The sequence below is a fragment of the Pontibacter qinzhouensis genome (assembly GCF_008017455.1).
Lineage (GTDB): Bacteria > Bacteroidota > Bacteroidia > Cytophagales > Hymenobacteraceae > Pontibacter > Pontibacter qinzhouensis.
Window position 1 is genome coordinate 26,751 of the sequence record NZ_VRTY01000037.1, and the last position, 18,499, is coordinate 45,249.

An 18,499-nucleotide genomic window follows, 5' to 3' on the forward strand; every position below is an offset into this window, starting at 1 on the left:
TATGGCTGAATTCGTAGAAAGATATATAAACCCCTTCACCGATTACGGTTTCAAAAGACTGTTCGGAGAAGAACCTAATAAAGATCTGCTGCTCGACTTCCTAAACGTGCTCCTGGAAGAAGAGCAGGGAAAGATCACCGAACTCACGTATATAAAAAATGAGCAACTTGGAACCGGTGAAGTAGACAGAAAAGCGATTTTTGACCTGTACTGCGAAAACGAAAAGGGTGAAAAGTTTATAGTTGAGCTCCAGAAAACCAAGCAGAACTTCTTTAAAGACCGCACCGTCTACTACGCCACCTTTCCTATACGGGAGCAGGCAAGGAGGGCAGACTGGAACTACGAGTTGAAAGCTGTTTACACCATAGCCATACTCGACTTTGTGTTCGATGAGGATAAAAACGATCCTGAAAAATTTCGTTACGATATAAAGTTAACAGATACAGGCACGAAGAAGGTTTTTTACGAAAAGCTCACCTTTATTTACCTGGAGATGCCCAAGTTTAACAAAACTGTTGAGAACCTGGAGACCAGGTTTGATAAATGGCTATTCGTTATCCGGAATCTTAACAGGCTAGATAAAGTTCCGGATAAACTACGCGAGCGTGTGTTTGAAAAATTATTCGAAACAGCCGAAATAGCTAAGTTCACCCCAGACCAGGTTCGCTCTTATGAAGATAGTTTAAAGTATTACAGAGATATGAAAAACTCCCTGGATACGGCCAGAGAAGAAGGATTGATAGAAGGTTTAGAGAAAGGGATAGAGAAAGGGATAGAGAAAGTAGCCCAAAACATGCTGAAGAAGGGAATAGCGATAGAGGTAATTTCTGAGACTACAGGGCTTACCTTACAGCAGCTTGAAAGGCTTAAAAGTAAAACTGACGAGTAAGCCAACTACACACTTGCGCTGCTTCGTTTCTGGCATGAACAAGTACGCTTTCACTATTTTCGATTTGAAAAAAACTTACCCATACCTCCTCTTCCTGCTTTGCCTGTTCAGTTGTATCTCGTTGGTGGAGGCACAACAAATGGAGCGGGTACGCCAGACTATAGACACCCTGTGCTCCCCTACTATGCACGGCCGTGGCTACCTGTTTGCAGGTGATGCAAAAGCGGCTCAATACATACAAAATCGTTTTCAGGAAGCGGGGCTTAAGCCACTGGGGCAGCAGTATTTCCAACACTTTACCCTTCCGGTAAACCGCATAACCCAAACGCCACTGTTGCAGCCAGACAATAAAAAGCTAAAAGCAGGCTCTGAATTTGTGGCGTTGGCAGGCTCACCTACAGGCAAAGGCAAGGCAAAAGCACTACCCCTCGACACGCTTATTTTTACAGACCAAGCAGCAGCCAGCCAATTCTTTTCGAAAAGCTTAGCAGGCAAAGCACTTGTTTACCGGCAACAACACCTGCCGCTACTTCAGCAATTACCTGAACCTTACCAACAACAGTTACAAACCGCTAAAGCACACCTTGTGCTGCAGCCAAAAGGTGTGTTAACCTCAGTAGCACGGCAGCAGCAGAAAACGCCTACTTTAGAGGTACTTGCTTCGGCATGGCCAGAACGAGCAAAAAAAGTAAAGTTTAAAACCGAGGCAGAATTTGTACCGGCTTATCAAACACAAAATGTAATCGCAGCAGTAGAGGGAAGCGTACAACCCGATTCCTTTATCGTATTTACAGCGCATTACGACCATTTGGGCGGGCAGGGAAAAGATGTTTATTTCCCGGGAGCTAACGACAATGCCAGCGGAACAGCTATGTTGCTGGAGCTGGCGGAACATTACAGTAAACCAGAAAACAAACCGGCTTACAGCATCGTGTTCATAGCTTTTGCGGCCGAAGAAGCTGGCCTGGTCGGCTCCTTTCACTATACAAACAACCCGCTTTTTCCTCTGAGCCAGATCAGGTTCTTACTAAACCTCGATATGCTGGGCACCGGAGACGCTGGCATGATGGCGGTAAACGGATCTGTGCACTCGCAGGAATTTAAGCTGCTCACCGACCTGAACAATACCTACATGCACCTCCCCCAGATCAGGAGCAGAGGTAAAGCTGCTAACTCCGATCACTATCCTTTCTCTGAAAAAGGCGTACCGGCTTTCTTTTTCTACACACTGGGCGGCACCACTGCCTACCATAACGTGCACGATAAGCCGGAGCAATTACCTCTCACACGCTTTCCTGAAGTATTCAAGCTGCTGCTCCGGTTCTCAGCCGCTTTGCAGGAGCAACGCTAGTGCTCCTGCAAAATTAAAAATTATGATGGCGCGAGTGTCTTCGCCCTTTTCTGCCATTTCGAGCCTTTTGGCCGTTCTAAGCTGCCTCTTCACCTATCGGAATTCTAGCTTGCGCTGCCAACTGTTAAAGTTGGCACAAGCCTTTTCTTAATTCTGTTAACATAAGAAAAATTGATTGTAAATTTCGATAAGTTGCGTCGTCAGCCATATGAACTGATTAGTCAAACTTCATCATTTTCTGACTAATAATTTGGAGCAACAGTCAGGCATATAGCCACTTATAACGTATACACCTACCCTTGGCAAAAAAGGGGCTGAAAGTTATCGGAAGGCTATTTTCATTAGAATAATTTACTTTCTACTCTTAAGGCACTACCACTTCCTCAATACAAACCGACATAACTGTCTGTAATACACCTATTTATTTAAAATAAATAACAAATGATTGTTCATTATAAATGGCATCATTCTTAAATAAAACGTATACTAAATGGAGCATTACGGCCTTAGTAAGTTTGCAAAAAACGACTCATTGAAAATTTACAGAGTAGGCTCTACCAGCACCTGGTAATAAAACAGACTGAAATTAATTTTATAAAAATATTTTGAAACTCAGAAGCAACCTTTAAGGTGCATCTGCTATCTATTGAGTATCAATGAATTTATTAACCCTAAAACTTTACTGTCATGAAAATCATCACATTATTATGCGCCATAGTCCTGATGTTTGCAGGCATTATTAAAAATACTACAGACGAAGTAAACAAAATTGCTGAAAGAACTGAAATGAAGCAATACCCGAATCTGCTGCCTACTGTTGAAGTAGTCGCAAAACGTTTGCCTTAGTCTTAGCATTTTACCTGAATTACGAAACCTCTTGCTTAACAGCAACACCACTAACATTACCCTTTATCTGCTCCCTCTCCGACTGTAGCTCAGTCTGTAACTGCCCTTTACTAAAGATTATTTCGTAGCCTTTTCAGGATTTTTGCCCGTAGCAACCTCTCCTCACCGTTTGCAGCACCTATCAGGGCTGAGACTTTCGGTTATTTTCAGATTATGTGTACCGCAGGCACTGGCAACTTGTTGGCAAGGCCAGGCAAAACAGGATATTTCCGTTTTTAAACAACTCTCCGACTGGTTTTGGAGAGCCATGGCTCCTTGTGTTCTAAAAAAATAGCCTGCTGCTGCCAAAGGCAACAGCAGGCGAAACTATGCCTGCAGATTAAGGTTACAGAATGTTATTGATCTGCTCTTTAATCTTTTCAAGTTCTTCTTTCATTTCTACCACGTATCGCTGGATAACGGCATCGTTTGCTTTAGAACCGATGGTGTTAATTTCGCGGCCAATCTCCTGCGCTATAAACCCGAGTTTTTTACCTGTAGGCTCTGGCAGATACACGGTTTCAGTAAAATAATGCAAATGGTTTATAAGTCGCACCTTCTCCTCCGCAATATCCAGCTTCTCCATAAAGTAAATCATTTCCTGCTCAAATCGGTTCAGGTCGAACGACTCAGAATTAGAGATTTCTGACAAATGGCCTTTAATACGGCCCCGAATATGCTCCATGCGCACCGGGTCGCGCTTCTCAATTTCGGCCAGCAAAATCCGGATACGGTCTATATACGATACAATTTCGGTTGTAAGCGCCTTGCCTTCATCTGCCCGAAATGTATGGATGCTGTCCAGCGCTTCCTGCAGCAGCGGATGCACAGTTTCCCACACCGTTTCACCCGATTCTTCTTCGCCCTGGTCCTGTTGCAGCACCTCGGGCATTTGTAGGGCCAGCCGGAACAGTTCGTGTTTACCGGCTCCTACCATGTCGGCGGCTTCTTCCAGCTGGCGGTAGTAGGCCTGCAACAACTCCTTATTAATAGTGTTCAGCGCTTTCTGAGCTTTGTTTCTACTAAAATCTATGCAGATGCTCACTTTGCCCCGCACCAACGATTTGGTGAGCAAATTCCTGATTTCGTACTCTCGCTCCGCCAGGAAGCGGGGCAGGCGCACGCTCAGATCCATGCTTTTAGAGTTAAGGGAACGAATTTCTATGGAAATGGTATATTGGTCAGCATCGAGGCGGGAACTGCCAAAGCCTGTCATGGACTGTAACATAAGCTTTACTTTTAAATTGATATCTGCCAAATTAGCTATAAATATTCAATTTTGTGCAGCTACTGCCACAAAAGCCACATTAGCGAAGGTTGCAAGGTGCTGCAAAGACTGTTTTGCGTAAATTTGCTTCCCGTTTTTATTTACTCACTTATATACTTAGTTTTGTACCTCCAAAATGAAAAGCAACGTTCAACATAGCCCGGTGACTCCACCCTGAGTTTTAGCTCAGTTTTCCTTTCTTTTTCTTCAGCACGCAATCTGCTTTAGCTGAAGAACATTTCTATATTCCTTTTTTTAAGTAGCCGCTTCATGATGAGGTGCCCCTGCAGGAGACCTTGGCAATTTTATGTGCCAGAACCTTCTGAAGGCTATTTTCATCTGAATAATTATGGCTTATACCCTAACCCTACTGCTATTGCTGTGCCACTTGCAGCATTAATCCTGATTTGCTCAACTAATCTTTTTTATGCAACCACTTTTACGCTTGTTCGACTTCAGCAACAAAGTCGACTATAAAATTGAAATTCTGGCTGGCCTTACCGTCGCCATGACCATGATTCCGGAATCGTTGTCGTTTGCCATACTGGCTGGTTTTCCGCCACTTGTAGGCTTATATGCTGCCTTTATAATGGGTTTGGTAACGGCAGTGCTTGGTGGCAGGCCGGGCATGGTATCGGGTGGAGCGGGTGCTACCGCCGTGGTGCTTATCGCCCTGATGCAGTCGCATGGGCTGGAGTATGTGTTTGCAGCTGTGGCCCTGGCAGGAGTTCTGCAGATTTTGGTGGGCGTGTTTAAGCTTGGCAAATTTATTCGGTTGGTGCCGCAGCCTGTTATGTTCGGTTTCGTGAACGGTCTGGCGATCATTATTTTCATGTCGCAGATCGAGCAGTTCAAGACAGTTGTGAATGGCGAGGTTACCTGGCTCTCGGGAGAGCCACTGTACATTATGGCCGGGCTGGTGGCGCTCACTATTGCCATTATTGTGGTACTACCTAAAATTACGCGGGCTGTTCCTCCCTCACTTGTAGCCATTTTGATTGTGTTTGCCATCGTGTTCGGCTTCGGCATCGATACCAAAATTGTAAAAGACATTGCCTCTGTAAGCGGCGGTTTGCCGCCTTTTCATATACCCGAGGTACCGCTCAGCCTGGAGATGCTGCAGGTTATTTTCCCGTATGCCCTGATTATGGCAGGTGTGGGGCTCACCGAAAGTCTGCTTACGATAAACCTGGTCGATGAAATTACCGGCACCCGTGGCAACGGCAACAGAGAATGTGTAGCGCAAGGCAGCGCTAACCTGCTAAATGGCTTTTTCTTCGGCATGGGCGGCTGTGCCATGATCGCGCAAACGCTCGTAAACCTATCGGCTGGCGCAAGGGCACGACTGGCAGGTATTGTCGCCGCATTTACCATTCTGGTTATTATTTTAATTGGAGCCCCTGTTATTGAACGGGTACCTATGGCTGCCTTAGTTGGTGTTATGATTATGGTGGCCATCGGCACGTTTGAGTGGATCAGCTTTAAGATTATAAACAAGATGCCCAGACATGATGTGTTTGTAGGCATATTGGTGGCCGTTATTACTGTCTGGCTCCACAACCTGGCCTTGGCGGTGCTCATTGGTGTTATTATAGCGGCCTTAGTATTTGCCTGGGAAAGTGCCAAACGCATCAGAGCCCGAAAATATACAGATGCCAGCGGTGTGAAGCATTATGAAATGTACGGCCCGTTGTTCTTTGGCTCTGTAACTGCCTTTACCGAGAAATTTGATGTTCAAAACGACCCGGAGGAAGTAATAATTGATTTCAAAGAAAGCCGCGTAGCCGACATGTCGGGCATAGAAGCGTTAAACAAACTAACGGAGCGCTACCACAAAGCAGGCAAAAAACTGCACCTGAAGCACCTGAGCCCTGATTGCCTGGTTCTGCTCAAAAACGCCGATGAGGTAATAGATGTAAACATTATGGAAGACCCTACCTACCACATTGCCTCCGACAAAATGGATTAGTGCTTAATTAGTTAGGAGTTATGAGTTAAAAGTTATGAGTTTCGCTACTTTAACCTCAGCTTTTGTAGATTCTCACTTAGCGCCCTTGTAAAGAGATTCAAAGAGTATAAAGTTAGGCTATTACTTTTTTATCAACTCTAAACTCATAACTCTTAACTATTTCAATAGGTGCTTCCTCAGCCGCAGTTCTTTCTTTTCGCTGATGCCGTGTGCTACAGCTGCAGCGTTTACTTTGGCACCCTCTTCTATGGTGTGGGTGTGGTCGGTGGTGTTAAAGTAGGTGCTTCTCACTTTTGCTTCGCCTTCTTTTTCGTAGCGGTCGGCTATAATGGCGTTCAGGTCTATAAACACCACACCTTCCTGAGCTGCTGCCTCGGCTGCCCACTTGCCATAGCTGTCCGCGTTGCGGTTGGCCTTGCCCTCGGCCCATTGGTTGCGTGGCACCGGCGATAGTACCACCGGAATAGCGCCTTTGGCTTTGGCATCTTTTATAAACGCGCGGAGGTACCAGCCATAAGAGTGCACCACTTCGTGCTTTTTGGTTATCAGGTTCTCGATTTCTTCGGTATCGTCGGAGTTGTTTTGAAGGGTGCCCCGGGCGCGGAGCGTATCGTTAACGGGGCTACTGTCGTTGTGGCCAAACTGCATGAGCACGTAATCGCCGGCCTGCACCTGGGCCAGCACTTTCTCCCAGTGCCCATAGGTGCGAAACGTGCGGCTACTGGTGCCACCCAGCGCATGGTTCTCTATTGATACTTTGGTTGTATCGAAGTGAGTATGCAAAAAATTGCCCCAGCCCCACAAGCCACCATCGCCGTTGCCCTTGCCGTTCTTTACCGTAGAATCGCCAATTAAGTACACAGTTGGCTTTACCTGATCATGCTTCTTAGTTACTGCACAAGATGCGGCTGCCAGCAACAGGCTCAGCAACAGCAGGTAAGTATAAGTTGATTTTTTGAAGAGAAAGAGTGGGTTCATGTTAGCGGTTAAAAGTTAAAGTTGAAAGTAAGTGCATTGGCATTCGGAGCAACGGGTTTTACGGTACCCTTTTCTCCTTCTGCTGCTGATACTGCTCTCTCCATTTCTAATCCTGAAATTTCTAATTTCTCAGAAAGTACTTGTTCAGCTCCAGCTTCTTGTGCTGCTTTATGCCTTCTGCTACGGAGGCGGCGTTTATGCGGGCACCGGCCACATCGGTGTGGGTGTGATCTTTAGGGAAATAGCTACCGACCTTCTCTGGGCCCCATTGGTCGTACTTATCGGCAGTTATCTGGTTCAGATCTATAAAGTAAGCTCCCTCTGCCGCGGCTATTTCTTTGGCCCACTTGCCAAAGGTGTCGGTAGCGCGGATTACTTTGCCATCTTGCCACTGGTTGCGGGGTATCATAGAAGCGATAATGGGAGTGGCACCTTTGGCTTTGGCATCGTTCACGAACTTGCGGAGGTACCAGCCATAGGTATGCACTGTTTCTACCTGGCCATCTTTCCAGGTAAGCTCTTTTGTTTCGTCTCCAGTGCCTCTCAGTACGCCACGGTAGCCGGCACGGGTGGTGTCTGGTTCGCTGCCTTCGTTGTGGCCAAACTGCATGATAACGTAATCGCCGGGCCTGAGGGTGGAAAGTACCTTGTCCCAGCGGCCTTCTTTTATAAAGGTTCGGGTGCTGCGGCCGGCCATGGCCTGGTTGCTTACAGCCAGCTTGGTGCTATCGAAATGCTCCTCTATGTAAGATCCCCAGCCGCCGGCACCTTCTCCGGTGTTGCGCACGGTGGAGTCTCCTATAATGTAGAGCGTTGGTTTCTCGGCTATTTTCCGGCCTGTTCCTACTGCACAGGCGGCACAGAGCAGAACCAGCACCAAAAAAGCGTAAAAAGAATTATTCTGATTCATCATAAGGTTAAAAGAAACAAATTTCAAGACTTCATATTTCATTCGTGATCGTTCAACTGTTGATTTAGCCATTGAACAATTTAACAATCAAAAAACAGGCAGTCCGGAGCTAAAAAGCAGCAATTATGCTAATAAAATTGCCCTTCCAACGATTTTTAGACTATTTTTAGTCAAGGGTATCAGCTTAATATGTGGTTAATGGCATCTAGTTCCTGGCTGCTGAAGGTGGTATTCTGGAGGGCCTTCAGCGAATCTGTTATTTGTTCGGGTTTGCTGGCCCCAATTAGCACCGAGGTAATGCGCTCATCTTTTAGAATCCAGGCGAGGGCCATGTGCGCCAGTTTTTGCCCCCGCTGCTGTGCGATGTCGTTTAGTTGGGCTATTTTGTTCAGGCGCTCCGGCGTCAGGTGGCTTTCCTGCAGAAAAACGCCACTGGTAGCCACCCTGGAATCTGTCGGGATGCCATGCAGGTACTTATCGGTGAGGAGCCCCTGTGCCAGCGGCGAAAAGGGTATGCAACCCACGCCTTTGCTGCCCAACAGATCGAGCAGATCGGCTTCTACCCATCTCTCAAACATCGAGTATTTTGGCTGATGAATAAGACAGGGCGTGCCCAGTTTTTTCAGGAGGTCAAATGCAATGGCTGCTTCTTCTGGCCTGTAGTTCGAAATGCCTACATACAGCGCCTTGCCCTGCCGCACCACCAGATCGAGGGCCGCCAAGGTTTCTTCAAGCGGTGTTTCCGGGTCCGGACGGTGGTGGTAAAAAATATCCACGTACTCTAACTTCATCCGTTTCAGGCTCTGGTCGAGGCTCGACACCAGGTATTTTTTGGAGCCCCAGTCACCATAAGGTCCCTCCCACATGGTATAACCCGCCTTCGACGATATAATGAGTTCGTCGCGGTAGCCACGCAAATCAAGATTAAGAATTCTTCCGAAATTCTCTTCGGCTGAGCCTGGAGGCGGGCCGTAATTGTTAGCCAGGTCGAAGTGCGTAATACCCGCGTCGAAAGCAGTTTGAATAAGTTTCCGGCTGTTTTCGAAGTTATTAACGTAGCCGAAGTTATGCCATAAACCCAGCGACATGGCAGGCAGTTTGAGGCCGCTGTTGCCGCAGCGCCGGTAAGGCATGGCTTGGTATCGGGTTTCTGAAGGCTGATAGTTCATAGTAGATGACTTGTGAGTAGAACAGGTAAGTTACTGGTGCTCCTTCAAATTTAAAATTATAATCAGATGATTGTCTTCGTTTAGAAGCCTTATTTCGTTGGTATGGCCAATTTAAAAATCCTTGTACTCTACTATTTATGTAAACGATTACGATAACCTAATGGCCTTTAAGTTGATACCCTTAAAGACGACTCTCTGATAACAGGCAAAGGGTCTAATACCACTTTAGATGGTTGATACATGCCGTTATTGTTATCAATAATATGGAAAATCATTTTCACAGCCTCCTGCCCCATCAGCACCGTCTGCTGGTCTATGGTGGAGAGGCCGGGGGTGATATGCTCGCTGAACAGATCGTTGCAAAAACCGAAAACACCCATTTCTTCCGGCATTTTTATACCTCTTGCCTTCAGTTGTTTTATAACACCAAGCGCCGCAAAATCTTCTACCGCGAAAATAGCATCGGGCCGAACCGGCAACTTCAGGAAGTTCTCTACAGCTGCTTTGCCTGCTTCTATGCTAATATCGCCGGCGTAAACCAAAGAGGCGTCGAACCTGATGCCGTTTGCCTGCAGAGCCCCTCTGTACCCTTTTAACCTATCGTAGAACGCTTTGATATGCTGCGGCCCCGACACGTGCGCAATGCGTTTATAACCTTGCTCAATCAGATGTTCTGTCGCTATAAAACCTCCCTGGTAATCGTCTACAGTTACAGAGGGTATATCGAGGTCATTATTTACCCGGTCGAAAAGCACAACCGGAATACCGTTGCGTTTGGCGTTAATGAAGTGGGAACAATCTATGGTTTCTTTTGAGATGGAGGCCAGTATGCCATCTACCCGGGCACTCATAAAAGCTTTAATGCCTTTTACCTCGTACTCATACATCTCGTTAGACTGGTAAATAATTACGTCGTAGCCGCTGCTGTTGGCAATGTTGGTGATGCCATGAATAACAGAGCCGAAAAAAGCAGGTTCAGCAGTCGGAATGAGAACCCCTATAACATGCGTTTTGCCCGACCTCAGCGACGACGCAATTTTATTTCGGTTGTAGTCGAGCCGGGTTGCCGTTTCTTCTACCATCTTCTTTGTTTTGTCGCTTATTTCCGGGTGATTATTTAAGGCCCTCGAAACAGTAGCAGGCGTCAGGTTCAGGTCTAGCGCTATGTCCTGTAAAGTGATTCTACGCTTCATCATCTGCAGTTATTTCGTTAAATGTACATCATGGCTATCTGCTATCTAACCTGCCATAACATGCTCTCCTGCTGGCAAGGCGTTACCTGCTGCTTTCTAAATCGATCACCTGCAAGCTGCTGCCTATCTTTAAAACAGGGCCGATTTGCCTCTGTTTAAGTCAGTTTATCTGTAGATGATGTTAAATTTCCTTTAGACTTAGAATATTTTCATGAACAAACATTTGTTTATGTTGCCCAATCTATATATCTATGCAATCGATTACGTAACTATTTTATCTAAAATGAATCCTAAAATAAATATCATTTTCATCAGTAAATAAAGCTCCGCTTTGAATGCCTTTTCTACCTGCCTAAGCAAGGTTGTGGAGTGCTCTTCTTCATTATAGGTAACTAAGGTATTATTCAAAGGTTATTTAATTTCTCAACTACTGTTTATGGAACTTTTAGATCGGATTGACACCACATCAGCCATGCCTATGTACATGCAGGTTGCCAACGCTATTGTTACAGACATAGAATCTGGTACCCTGCGGCGCGATAAGCAGCTGCCATCTATTAATGAGTTGAGCGAAAGTTATTACCTCTCCAGAGATACCGTAGAGAAAGCCTACCAACTGCTGCGAAAGCGTGGCGTTATTGTATCTATAAAATGCAAAGGTTGCTACGTTAGCGACTCCTTTACTCCAGGTAAGCTGCGTGTGCTGCTGCTGTTCAACAAACTCAGCACCTACAAAAAAAATATTTACTATGCCATTCTGAACTCGCTGGGCGAGGATGCTGAAATAGACCTGCACATACACCATTTCGATGGTAAAATTTGTGAAAGCCTGCTGCAGGAGAGCCTGGGTAAATACCAGTATTATGCCATTATGCCACATTTCGATAAAAACGTGGAGGAGGCGCGGCAGGCCATCAAAAAAATACCGGAAGAGCAGCTGCTGTTTTTAGACAAGAAATTTGAAGGCTTTGAGGGCAAATGTGCCGCCGTGTACCAGGATTTTGATCGCGACATACGCCACGCGCTACACTTAGGCAAGGACTTGCTGGCAAAGCACAAGCGTATGGTCATGATTTACCCCGAAGATGTAACTTACCCGCTGGAGATTGTAAAGGGCTTCCGTCATTTTTGCCGCGAAATATCTTTTGAGCATAAAGTTGTAAGCTCTATTAGAGCAGAAGAGCTAAGAAACACTGTTTTTGTTGCCTTAAACGAACCAGACCTTATCGAGATTATTGAAAGGAGCAGGGCAGAAGGTTTAGTGGCAGGCAAAGACTTCGGTATTATTTCTTATAACGACACACCGCTAATGGAGGTGCTGGAAAACGGTATTACAGTTGTTTCTACAGATCATGAAAAAATGGGGCTAACAGCAGCTTACATGATGAAACACAAACTGAAAGACAGCATTAAAAATCCTTTTTCCTTTATCAGACGCAACTCCCTTTAAGTTATACCCTTGAACCCGTTAAGGCTATTTTGCTTTGGAAGGCTATTTTGATTAGGATAATTTGATTGATGATTGTTAGCCTCTTGCTGTTAAATGGCTTAATGGATAATTTGGAAATTTGAAGATGAACCAGCAGGTGAAATCCTCAGCTCATAGCTTTTAAATCTTCACTTTTAACTAATAAAAAGTCTTGTGGCTTTAAAAAATTTGAAGTGGCTTAGGGTGGAGGTACCATTTTGTTTACGGCATCTATCATGGCTAACACTTCGCCGGGGTGCTGCCCAACACGCTCTGCGCGTTTTTTACCCAGGCGCACTATCACCAGCTCTTTCTCCGGAATAACAATTATATACTGCCCCAAAATGCCTCGTGCATAAAATATCTGCTGCCCTTTGTAATTTGGCATAAGCCACCATTGGTAGCCATAATAATCAACTTTCTGCTTATCTGATGCTGCCGGCAAACCGCTTGGTGTGAGCGAGGCCTTTACATATTCCGGGTCTACAATGGTATCGCCGTGCCATACTCCCTGGTGCAGGTACAGCTTGCCTAAACGTGCAAAATCGCGGGCATTAGAGAAAAAACAGCAGTAGGCTTTCTCAATGCCATTCTGGTGATCTATGCTCCACTCGGCATCTTGTGCGGCACCTATTTTACGCCAAAGCTTTTCTTGGGCATAAGCACTAACCTTTTGGCCAGTAGCCGCCTCAAGCACAAAGGCCAGTAGCTGGCTATCGCCGCTCTTGTAGCTGAATTGCTGCCCCGGTGACTCCACTGCTTCTAACCGGCTAATTACTTTAGAAAGGTCGGTGCCATAATAGGCTTCTGTTGTTATGGAGAGGGGGCTGCTGTAGCTTTCGTCCCAGTTAAGTCCGGAGCTCATCCAGAGCAGGTGTTGCAGCGTTATTTGAGCTTTGGCTCCTTCACGGAAGGCTGGTAAAAAATCACCGACAGGCTGGTCGAGGCTTTTTATCTTTCCTTCTTTTATAGCTACTCCTACCAGTAAGCTTACAATGCTCTTAGCCACAGAAAACGAGTTGCTCAACGACTTACTGGAGTAGCCTTGCCAGTATTGTTCGTGCAGAATGGAGTCTTGCTTAACTACCAGAAACGCCACCGACTCCAGCTCCTGGTGCAGTTGCTGTAAGGAGGCTGGCGGGGTGCGTTCGTTATAGTCTTTAGCAAATGGCCATGGTTGGGCCGCAGCGGGAGCGGCAATAGTTCGCTGCTCAAAAATAAGGTGGTCGTCTATATCGGCGAAGTTGTAGCGCAGAGCCCGGTACACATAGTTACGATCGGTTAGGTGCAGCCAAAGGGCAGCTCCTAACAAAAATACGACTACGCCTCCTACACTGTATGTTGCTTTGCGGCCCATGCGGGTTTAAAAGTCGTAGCCGAGCGTTACATAGAATTTTGGACCTTTTCTGGTAAAGTCATCTTCGCTCCAGGCTACATCCAGTTTGCCATACACGCCAAACAAGGCAGAGCGGGCACCAAAGCCATAACCTACCAGGAACGGGCTTCTGTAGTTAATAACGGTAACCTCGAAAGGATCTGAGCCGCCGCCAACTGTTCTGGTGTTAATGGAGTTATTACCGGTAAAAGGGTTGCTACCGCTATAAGCAGAGCCTGCATCAGCGAAGGCTGTTAGCTGCAGGTTTCTGAAAAAGCCCGACGGGATTTGCCCATCGTAGAGGTACTGCACAATCGGAACGCGCAATTCGGCATTACCGATCACATATTTATCGCCGGTGCGGGTGTTAAAGTTAAAGCCTCGCAACGGTGTTACGTACTGCAGGTAAAACAAGTCGGCAGGAGCTCCAATAGGTACTGAGTTACGGTCGCTTTCCTCGTCTTCGGAGGCAAAAAGCCAGTTATCCATGCCACCAATCAGGAAGCTTTTGGGAGCATTGCCGAAAAACGCGCCGTAGCTTATGCGGGTAGCCAGCACAATCTGGCGGTGCAGCTTCTGGTAGTGCCTGAAATCGATGTAGAACTTGTTAAAGCTGGCGGCGTTGTCGTTTATGCTTCTAAGGCTCAGCAACCCTGCTTTCATGCGTGTGCCCTGCAGCATGTTTACACCGGTGGCTATCGAATTATCGAATACAAACTCGATGTTGCCACCACCAAAGTGGTTCACGCTATCGGGGGCAGTAAACTCGTTAACATACGTAAACCGTGTGTTCACATACTGTGGCCTAATGCGCAGGCTGGTGCTATAGGTAAGCGGGTAAATGAATTGCGGCGCAAACTCATGTTTTGCAAAACGCAGCACCGTGTTAGAAGCTTCGCGATCCTGGGCCACAATAATATCGCGGCTAAACCTGGCGCCAAAGTCGTAACGGTGCTTCAGGTTCATATATTCTGTAAAGAACCGGCTTGTCTGGAAATCTGTTTTCAGGAACGCGCTTCCTCTTATATGATGGTCCTCAAAAAGATCGCTCATGTTAATGCCTGCCACTATACCAAAGCCCAGTAACGGATCGGCATACACGGAGGTAACGATTTCGTGCACACTAAAACGGAGATCGTAATTAACCGGGCCGGCAAGCTGCACACCTCCTTGTGGGGCTCCAGGCCTTTTCACAACCGTAGTACTTTCTGTTTTTCTGGCAGCTGCTGCTTTATCGCTTTCGAACTCATAGTTCTCTATGTTTACCTCTCCCTCCGGCCGTTTTGGTTTTACGACCTGCGCATTGCTATCCAGCAGCCGCTGGTTGGCAATGGCCGCGGCTGCCGCTGCATTACGGGCACGGGTTTCGAGTATAATCTGGCGTGCCGTTTTAGGCAGATCGGTTAAGGCAGGTGCTGTGTGGTTAGGCAGCAGGTACACAAAGTCGCGGGCACCACTACTGGCGGTGAGGGCCAGCGTATTGTTCCTGCTATGGTAATCGTAGGCATCAATATCCTGCAGAAAGCCCGTGAGCGGTGTACTCTCGCCGGTAGCCAGGTTGTACAGGTACACACTTCTTACACCGCTGCTCTCGCCCAGGTATGTCAGGTTGCCATCTTCGGTGGCTCTTGGCATCAGCTCACTCGATATAGAGGTTGTCAACTGCTTCAGTTCTACATCCCGGCCGGAGCGCTGCAACAGGAAAATATCATAGTTATTGACCATAGCCGTAAATGTTGGCTCTGTGCTGGTGCCGGTGGTGTCTTGCCAGCGGTTAGAGCTAAAAGCAATGTCGTTGCTGCCTTTCAGGAAAACAGGGTGTATATCGTCGAAGAGGTCGTTGGTGAGTTGCTGCTGCAAACGGCCGGTGGCACTCAGCAAAAAGATATCAGACTGCCCGTTGCGCACGGCGCTTACTACCAGGCTTTTACCGTCGGGCGAGTAGCTCATATCTTGCACCTGCGAAAACTGAGAGAGCACGGCAAATGGCGTTGTTAAAGACTCGTAGAAAGGCAGTCGCGAAAACTTGCTGCGTGCATCTATTTGCCGCAAGGCCATTTCGCCTCTCCGTGCTTCTATCAGCCCCAGCTGTGTATTGGAGCGCCAGGCCAGCACAGGCAGTTTATAGTCTATCTTCTGATCCAGGGTTTTGTACCCGCTCGTCCAGACTACGCGGTGCCGTTTGCTCTTTACCTCCTGCACATACACTCTGAACTTACCGTTGTCGTTTTCGGCGTAAGCCAGCATGGTGCCATCGGGGTTCAGCACAGGCTGTGTGTATACCAGGTTCTTCTTGTTTTTCTGAAATAGCTTTTTATCGTCGGGCAGTGAGGCCAGCGGGTTATCCTGGCGGGTATTTACCTGCAGGTAGTACTTGTGCCAGTCTTGCAGAAACCGCTTATAAGGTATGTTCAGACTGCTGGTAATCCCGATCTCCACATCGCGGGTAATGCGTGTCAGGTTCAGGATGTTCTGAATGGCGGTATAGCCGTAGCGCTCAGCAATATAATTCCAGATGGCGTGGCCTGTCTGGCTTTGGTTATGCTTGAGGAGTACATCGGGCTTCTGGTTCGGGTTCTGCAGAATCATGTCGCGCACATAGTTATCCATGCTCACGCTCCAGCCCTCTGCTGTGTAGGCTGCCACGCCGCTAATAAACCAATCGGGCAGGCGCAGCAGGTAGCTGCTCTGCAAAGCTTCTTTCAGGCTTCCGCCATACATCATGTCGCTGAGCAGCAGCTCTGTGAGCTGGTAACTCATGTTTCTTTTAAACTCCGTCTGCGTTCCCTCAAAGGCTACCTCAATCTTGTTCTTCAGGAACAAAGTTTCGCCGCCCGTCTGAAACTGGTCGCTGTTCAGCCCGATGTTACTCTGCCGCAGGTCGGTGGCCGAGTTGTAGAGTATAAAGGTGATTTTTGAATATGGATAATAGCCAATCAGGCTGGTAACGCGCTTGAGCTCCCGCTCGGCATAGGCTGCGGCATTACGGGCAACCTCATCTCCACCCTGGTAAAAGTAAAAATTGAAATTTGGTGTGCTGTATACTTTCCAGTCGAAATTTTTATATTGAATACGGCTCTTACCGAAATTATCGCGACCGGGCTGTGCCTGTACTAAACCGCTCCCGAGCGAGCAAAGCACTATCAGCAACAAGAACCTTGTATAAAATCGCATGTGCTTGGGTTTCTCCTTTATCTTTTTATGTAATCGTAATATAACGAAAAATATCTGGAAATATTTACTTCCGAGAGCATATCTGTAGCTGCTGCCAGCGACGCGGCAAACCGTGCTGCCAGGTAGGGTGCCATCAGCACGCCTTTCGATCCCATACCATTAAACACGAGCAACTGTGGGTGCTCCGGGTGCCTGCCTACCAGCGGTTTGCGGTCCCGTACGGCCGGCCTGATACCTGCCCAATGGTCTGTTACTCTGAAGGCATGCGGTGTGATTTGTCTAAAGCGCTCGGTCAGCTCCTGCTGCCCCTCCTGCGTAGGTTCTTCATCGGGTTGGCGCCAGTTGTAGGTTGCTCCTACCCTAAATGTGCCTTCCCCATTCGGAAGAACGTAAACTCCTTTATTATAGATACATTCCGATATAAATTTATATTCGGTCTTCACTTCGAGTACTTCGCCTTTGGTTGGCTGCATCGGCAACCACTTAAAATACGGGTTATGGATAACCTGATAGCCTTCGCAAAAGACCAGCTGCCGCGCCTGCACCTGCTTATAGCGTATGCCAGTTGCCGTTAGCTGCAGGCTGTTAAAATCGAAGCGCTCCGGCAGCAGCAAACCGGCATCCAGCAGCTCCTGTTCGAGCAACTGCAGCATTTCGCGCACCAGCAGCTGCCCTCCGCGCTTAATCAGCAGCCCACCAAACTGATCGTTTATACCAGGCTCTCCGGCACTCGTAATCCGCGTTTCGGCAATGTACTCGTTCCAGCTGCTTTCCGCACTTTTGGCCATCCAGGTGTTCTGCTCCTCTATGCTCGAAAATATTTTGTAGATCGGTTTATGAAAGTAGAGCTCCTGCCGAAAGTGCTCCTCCAGCTCCTTATAAAAAGCATCGGCGGCCGGTATAAAGCTATCGGCGAGCCAGGCTTTGGCAAACCGTTTTCCGGCAACGGGGTTCACCAGGCCAGCCGCCACCTTAGAAGATGAGTGCTCCGGAAGCTCATCGATTACAAGAACCTGGTGCCCCTGCCTGCGTAACGTATACCCCAGAATGGCTCCGGCCAGTCCGTGGCCTACTATTACAAAATCGTAAATCATGGTGGCAATGTACAACAAGTACAGCTGAAATTTGTAACTTGTAAGCCTATTTTGTGCGCATGCCAATCGATTAAAAAAGATAAATACATGAAGGTTACCTGCCTTACATTTAATCCTTTTCAGGAAAACACCTACTTGCTACACGACGATACAAAAGAGTGTGTTATTGTAGACCCCGGCTGCTACGACAAGCAGGAGCAATTGGAGCTAAAGCAGTATATAGAGCAGCATGGCCTGAAAGTGGTGCGGCTGCTGAACACCCATTGCCACATAGACCATGTGCTGGGCAATAAATTTGTAGCCGATACGTATGGTGTGGAGCTGGAAATACACGAAACGGACCTGCAGACATTACGCTCGGTGCAGGTGTACGCGCCTGCTTATGGTTTCCCGATGTACGCGGAGCAATTGCCTGGCAACAACTATCTGAAAGAAGGTGAGGATGTTACCTTCGGGAATACAACCCTGCAAGTGCTTTTTACACCGGGCCATGCACCGGGACATGTGGTGTTTTATAATGAAGAAGACAAAACCTGCATCGGTGGCGACGTGTTGTTCCGCAGCAGTATTGGCCGTACCGACCTACCAGGCGGCGATTTCGATACCCTGATCAAGAGCATCCATACCAAGCTGTTTACCTTACCCGACGATGTAACTGTTTATCCGGGCCACGGACCAGAAACAACCATTGGTTTTGAGAAAAAATCAAATCCTTTTTTAAACTAAACTGTTATTAAACCAGCAGATCAGCTTGTTTTGCCCTTGCCTCCAAATTGC

General features: G+C 47.3%; 14 protein-coding genes. 6 read left to right on the forward strand and 8 right to left on the reverse strand.

Features of this window, described 5'->3' with window-relative positions:
• Position 1: 1 nt before the first annotated feature.
• The 3 genes from FVR03_RS11230 (at position 2) to FVR03_RS24380 (ending at position 3,086) form a co-directional block, all read left to right on the forward strand.
• The gene (locus tag FVR03_RS11230) at positions 2–889 is read left to right on the forward strand and encodes an Rpn family recombination-promoting nuclease/putative transposase (protein ID WP_147921846.1); all 888 of its coding nucleotides are present in this window, start codon (positions 2–4) and stop codon (positions 887–889) included.
• Between the two features lie 64 nt (positions 890–953).
• Entirely contained in the window at positions 954–2,240 is a 1,287-nt protein-coding gene (locus FVR03_RS11235; protein ID WP_187270131.1) for a M28 family metallopeptidase, read from the forward strand.
• 687 nt (positions 2,241–2,927) lie between these two features.
• Complete coding sequence (locus tag FVR03_RS24380; RefSeq protein ID WP_187270132.1) at positions 2,928–3,086, forward strand: hypothetical protein; 159 nt, start codon at positions 2,928–2,930, stop codon at positions 3,084–3,086.
• 385 nt (positions 3,087–3,471) lie between these two features.
• Here the strand turns inward: FVR03_RS24380 and FVR03_RS11240 are convergent, their stop codons facing one another.
• A complete protein-coding gene (locus FVR03_RS11240; protein ID WP_147921848.1) occupies positions 3,472–4,353 on the reverse strand; it encodes a YicC/YloC family endoribonuclease in 882 nt (293 codons plus the stop codon).
• A gap of 466 nt (positions 4,354–4,819) precedes the next feature.
• Between FVR03_RS11240 and FVR03_RS11245 the strand changes: the two genes are divergently transcribed.
• Complete coding sequence (locus FVR03_RS11245; protein WP_147921849.1) at positions 4,820–6,361, forward strand: SulP family inorganic anion transporter; 1,542 nt, start codon at positions 4,820–4,822, stop codon at positions 6,359–6,361.
• Between the two features lie 156 nt (positions 6,362–6,517).
• Here the strand turns inward: FVR03_RS11245 and FVR03_RS11250 are convergent, their stop codons facing one another.
• The 4 genes from FVR03_RS11250 to FVR03_RS11265 form a co-directional block, all read right to left on the reverse strand.
• Positions 6,518–7,339 (reverse strand): rhamnogalacturonan acetylesterase, encoded by an 822-nt coding sequence (locus FVR03_RS11250; protein WP_147921850.1) that lies wholly within the window; start codon positions 7,337–7,339, stop codon positions 6,518–6,520.
• Positions 7,340–7,460: 121 nt separating this feature from the next.
• Complete coding sequence (locus FVR03_RS11255) at positions 7,461–8,252, reverse strand: rhamnogalacturonan acetylesterase (protein WP_255474178.1); 792 nt, start codon at positions 8,250–8,252, stop codon at positions 7,461–7,463.
• A gap of 176 nt (positions 8,253–8,428) precedes the next feature.
• The gene (mgrA, locus tag FVR03_RS11260; protein WP_147921851.1) at positions 8,429–9,418 is read right to left on the reverse strand and encodes an L-glyceraldehyde 3-phosphate reductase; all 990 of its coding nucleotides are present in this window, start codon (positions 9,416–9,418) and stop codon (positions 8,429–8,431) included.
• A 167-nt stretch (positions 9,419–9,585) separates the two neighbouring features.
• A complete protein-coding gene (locus FVR03_RS11265) occupies positions 9,586–10,614 on the reverse strand; it encodes a LacI family DNA-binding transcriptional regulator (protein WP_222707214.1) in 1,029 nt (342 codons plus the stop codon).
• Between the two features lie 433 nt (positions 10,615–11,047).
• Between FVR03_RS11265 and FVR03_RS11270 the strand changes: the two genes are divergently transcribed.
• On the forward strand, positions 11,048–12,061 hold the full coding sequence (locus FVR03_RS11270; RefSeq protein WP_147921852.1) for a GntR family transcriptional regulator: 1,014 nt from the start codon (positions 11,048–11,050) through the stop codon (positions 12,059–12,061).
• Positions 12,062–12,278: 217 nt separating this feature from the next.
• Here the strand turns inward: FVR03_RS11270 and FVR03_RS11275 are convergent, their stop codons facing one another.
• From FVR03_RS11275 to FVR03_RS11285, 3 genes are read right to left on the reverse strand one after another with little or no spacing between them, the layout of a single operon-like run.
• Positions 12,279–13,436: a serine hydrolase domain-containing protein gene (locus FVR03_RS11275; protein ID WP_147921853.1), complete on the reverse strand. Its 1,158-nt coding sequence runs from the start codon at positions 13,434–13,436 to the stop codon at positions 12,279–12,281.
• 6 nt (positions 13,437–13,442) lie between these two features.
• Positions 13,443–16,628, reverse strand: a complete 3,186-nt coding sequence (locus FVR03_RS11280) for a PD40 domain-containing protein (RefSeq protein ID WP_147921854.1) — start codon at positions 16,626–16,628, stop codon at positions 13,443–13,445.
• 17 nt (positions 16,629–16,645) lie between these two features.
• Positions 16,646–17,722 (reverse strand): NAD(P)/FAD-dependent oxidoreductase, encoded by a 1,077-nt coding sequence (locus tag FVR03_RS11285; RefSeq protein WP_147921855.1) that lies wholly within the window; start codon positions 17,720–17,722, stop codon positions 16,646–16,648.
• Positions 17,723–17,809: 87 nt separating this feature from the next.
• Between FVR03_RS11285 and FVR03_RS11290 the strand changes: the two genes are divergently transcribed.
• Positions 17,810–18,448 (forward strand): MBL fold metallo-hydrolase, encoded by a 639-nt coding sequence (locus FVR03_RS11290; protein ID WP_147921856.1) that lies wholly within the window; start codon positions 17,810–17,812, stop codon positions 18,446–18,448.
• Positions 18,449–18,499 lie beyond the last annotated feature (51 nt).